Raw genomic sequence first — 3668 nt, forward strand, 5'->3', positions numbered from 1 at the left:
CGCGCGGGGTGCGGCGACGGCGCCCCGGCGTTCGGCCCGGTCCCGGGCCACGACCACGGGCAGGTGGGCCAGGCCGAGGACGAGCGGCAGCCGGATCAGGGCGTCGAACTTGTGCACGTTGCGGAAGGGCGCCAGGGCACCGTCGAGCAGGTCGCGCATGAGGGGGGCGAAGGGGCCGGTGAGGTCCCCGGTGAAGCCCGCGACGATGATCGCCGTGCCGGTGAGGACGCAGGCGATGAGGAAGAGGCGTTCGGGAGTGCGCCGGTTGATCAGCCCGGCCAGGCCGAGCCCGGCGACCAGGGCGGTGAGGGCGATGAGCCACGGGGTGGTGGACAGCGCCGCGCCCGAGGGCAGCGCGGTGTTGCCCTGGTCGGGGAGGAAGCCCATCCAGTTGGAGGTGCCGCGCACCGCGTTGAGCAGGGATGTCACACCCGTGGTGACGGTCGCGTCCTCGGTGTAGGGCATGAACGAGAACACGTACCGCGACATGAGCACGAGCGGCACGACGTACCAGAACGAGGCGAGGACGAGCGCGCCCGTCCACCACGCCATGAGCCGCCGCTTGCGGGGGCCGTTGGCCCGGGTGAGCAGGTAGAGGCCGGGCACCACGAGGACGGCCAGTTCCGAGGCGGCGTTGGTGCCGCCGCACATCAGGAAGGCGAGTCCGGACAGCAGGGCCGCGCGGGCCGGGGAGAGCCCGCCCCGGGCGCCGAGCACCAGCGGCAGCAGGATCCACGGCATGAGCAGCATGGGCTGGAGCTCGGCCGAGTTGTAGGAGAGCAGGGTCAGCACGCGCGGGGCCAGCGCGTAGGCGACCCCGGCGAGGATGCGCGTGTTGACCGTGCCCAGGCCGAGCGCCCCGGCGACCTTGTAGACGCCGGTGAAGGCGGCGATGAGCAGGACCGCCATCCACAGCCGCTGGGTGATCCAGTCGGGTGTGCCCAGGGTGTCGAAGAGCAGGTGGAAGGGGCCGTTGGGGAACAGGTACCCGTAGGCCTGGTTCTGGATCTGCCCGAAGTAGGCGGCGTCCCACAGGTGCAGGGCGCGCTCCAGGAACCCCCGCGGGTTGGCCGTCAGGTCGAGCTTGGTGTCGCTGACGATCCTGCCTGGGTCGATGCTGGCCGCCAGTGCGCCCAAGAGCAGACACACCGTGAGGACCTTGAGCCGCGAGAGCAGCGTGTGGTCCAGCGATCCGCCGGGGGCGGACGGTGCTCTGGAATCCTCCGGTTCGCGCCTGGCGGTGGATTCCGCCGAAGTCAATTCCCCGCCTTCTCCCCCGTCGCGGTGTCGGTCCCGTCCTCCGCCTCGGCCAGGCCGAGTTCGGCGGCGACGAGACGGGTCATCCGTGCGCCGCTGGCCGCCCAGGTGAACTGTGCGGCCCACACGCGGCAGGCCCGGCTGACCTCCTCGGCGCGGTGGGGGTCGGACAGCTCCTTGAGCGCCCGGGACACCACGTCGGTCAGTTCCTCGCCTTCGCGCACCAACCAGCCGGTCTCACCGTCGCGGACCGAATCGCGAAGTCCGTCCACATCGTAGGCCACGGTGGGGATCCCGAGCCTGGCCGCCTCGATGACGGTCAGGCCCCAGCCCTCGAACCGGGAGGCGGTGACGTGCAGGTCGCAGGCGGCCAGGACGGCGTTCTTGTCGGCTTCGGGGAGGAATCCGTGCAGGTGGACGCGGTCGTGGAGGCCGTCGCGTTCGACCTGCTCGGCGAGGTGTTCGCCCTCGGGGCCGCGGCCGATGATGTGCACGCTCAGGCCCGGGTACCGGTCACGGAGGTCGGTGGCCAGGTCGACCACGCGGGAGACGCGTTTTTGGACGACGAGGCGGCCCAGACTCACGACCGCCGGGCGGGAGGGATCGTGCGCGGGCGTCCGCCCGGTCTCGCGCGGTTCCTCCGGAGCGGGGAGACCACCGTTGTGGACGATCTCGATCGGCGCGCGCCAGCCGAGTTTGTCGCGCATGGCGGTGCGGGAGGACTCGGAGACGGTCACGGTGGTGCAGTTCCGGTAGACGCGGGAGGCGACGGCGGACTCCACGAAGCGCCCGAACCAGGCGAGCGGCGCCGGGAAATAGGCGTTGAACTGGAGGTCGTGGACGTGGTGGACCACGCTGACCACCCTGGTGCGGCGGCGCAGGACGAGGCGGGAGAGGAAGGGGATGCCGTTCATGCAGTCGAAGGCGAGGTGGTACTCGCGCCGCCACAGGGCCAGCCAGGCCATGACGCGCGGGTAGACGGTGAAACGGCCGCCCATCCGGCGGATGACGATGCCGTCGCGGGTCTCCACGCGCGCCTGGTGGGGTTCGCGGCTGGTGAGGAAGGTGACGATGGCGCCGCGTTCGGCCAGGTGGCGGCTGATCCGCCAGGCGTACTCCTCCGCGCCGCCCGCGGTGGACTGCCACGGGTCGCGCCAGTTGACCATCACCAGCCGCACGCCGTCCAGACGCGGACCGAGGTCGGCCTCCGTGGGAGCCTCCGTCGGGGCGGGGTCGGCCGGGGTGCGGGCGCGGCCCCCCGCGGTGACGTCGGCCTCCTGGTCGGGGGTGGGGAGGATCGGCTTGGGCACGCCGGGTCCGACCCTGTGGTGGACCTTCTCGATGACCACACGCTCTCCTTCCGCGCGGTGTCCGGCTGGAACCCGCATCGATCACGTTCCGTGTCGAATCGAGCCCAAGGAGCGATCACGGGAGGCAAGCGCGGAGCGCACGCCGAGCAAGCCCGTCGACCGGACGTCTGGTGGGGCGGCCGGGCGCGTCCCGGCCGTGGAGGGTGGAGGGCGGGACACCCCGCGTTGAACGGGGCGCCCCGGTCCTCTCCGACGGCGACGGTCTAGCGGTCGCCGTAGTTGTAGAGGGTTTCGTTCACCGGTTCCGCGGTCGCGGTCGACTCGGTGGTGAGGTTGGTGGCCACCGCGGTGACCCCTCCCGCCAGAGCCGCGCCGATCACGCAGGCGGCGATTACCTTGATCACTTGGGGATCTCCTTCCGCGCGTCCGGCCTCGCTCTGAAACCGAAACGCTGGAGAACGAGACTAGAACCTGATCTAGCTACAGACCAGACGATTGCCCCAACTGTAACTAACCCCCCGGTAACTTCCAACCCCGTTCCGCTAGCTTTATCCGCCTTTACGTGCTGATCGTCCACGCGGAAAAGGGACATGTCGGGTCCTTCGACCACGGCGGACACCCCGGGAGCACGCAACAAGAACTCGTTATCAATCGGCGCGGAGGCCACCACGTACCGCACGCCGAGACCTCCGAGGAGCCCGGTCAACTCCTCCGGGTCGCCGATCCCCGGCAGCCCCGTGGCCGGGTCCATGTCCAGGGCCCGACCGACCTCACGCGCACGGGTGTCCTCTCCCGTGACCACGACCGTCCCGCCGTCCGGGGTCCCGATCCGCAGGTCGTCGTTCCACAGGGTGCGCCGGTCGAAGAGCTTGGTCGCCGGGTCGAGCACGACCACCGGCTCCCCCGACCAGTCCAGCCCCCGGTAGGCGCTCCAGGGCAGGACGAGGACCGCCCCCGGCCGGTCGTCGGCGGCCACCGCGTCCCGGGCCTCGATCCACGCCCGGGGGTAGTCCACGGGGACCAGTCGGCCCCCCGCTCCCCACACCAGACCCGGCAGGACCACGAGTGGCAGGAACGCCGCGAACACCGCCGCCCCCAGCC

At 71.3% G+C, this 3668-nt stretch carries 3 protein-coding genes and 1 pseudogene; all 4 read right to left on the reverse strand.

Annotation, left to right across the window (positions count from 1 at the left end; genetic code table 11):
- The coding region (locus D471_RS32400; protein ID WP_040687674.1) for an alpha-(1->3)-arabinofuranosyltransferase domain-containing protein at nt 1-1260 on the reverse strand (1260 nt) is incomplete at its 3' end.
- A complete protein-coding gene (locus tag D471_RS0100290; RefSeq protein WP_017596777.1) occupies nt 1257-2606 on the reverse strand; it encodes a glycosyltransferase family 4 protein in 1350 nt (449 codons plus the stop codon). The genes D471_RS32400 and D471_RS0100290, both read right to left, overlap by 4 nt.
- Nucleotides 2607-2830: 224 nt before the next feature.
- Nucleotides 2831-2971, reverse strand: a complete 141-nt coding sequence (locus D471_RS40660) for a hypothetical protein (protein WP_017596778.1) — start codon at nt 2969-2971, stop codon at nt 2831-2833.
- Nucleotides 2968-3668 (reverse strand): annotated as a pseudogene (locus tag D471_RS0100300) (hypothetical protein); the annotation flags it as partial. The pseudogene D471_RS0100300 and the gene D471_RS40660, both read right to left, overlap by 4 nt.

This window comes from Nocardiopsis lucentensis DSM 44048 (assembly GCF_000341125.1).
Lineage (GTDB): Bacteria > Actinomycetota > Actinomycetes > Streptosporangiales > Streptosporangiaceae > Nocardiopsis > Nocardiopsis lucentensis.